Annotated in this window: 1 protein-coding gene; it reads left to right on the forward strand. The window is 67.1% G+C overall.

Annotation, left to right across the window (positions count from 1 at the left end):
- Positions 1–66: 66 nt before the first annotated feature.
- The coding region (locus tag Q5L94_RS13945) for a hypothetical protein (protein WP_317498950.1) at positions 67–255 on the forward strand (189 nt) is incomplete at its 3' end.

Below are 255 nucleotides of genomic sequence, written 5' to 3' on the forward strand. Positions count from 1 at the left end.
TGCGCACATTGTGACTCGCGTCCTGCTATGCTTGACGCCCTGTCAGACGCGTGAAAGTTTCGGTCCATGTCCAACGTCCAGCCCATCACGCCGCGCGTGCGCGAGGCCGCGCCCTCTGACCGCGGCCATGCCCGCAATCCCGGCCTCGCTTTCGATGCCGACGCAATCGACTCGCTGAAGATCAATCGCTCCGCCGCCGAGCGCCGCGTCGCCACGCTCCCCGGCCGCCGCACGGTGAAGAAAGAATGGCAGGCC

The sequence above is a fragment of the Idiomarina sp. Sol25 genome (assembly GCF_033052775.1).
Classification (GTDB): domain Bacteria; phylum Pseudomonadota; class Gammaproteobacteria; order Enterobacterales; family Alteromonadaceae; genus Idiomarina.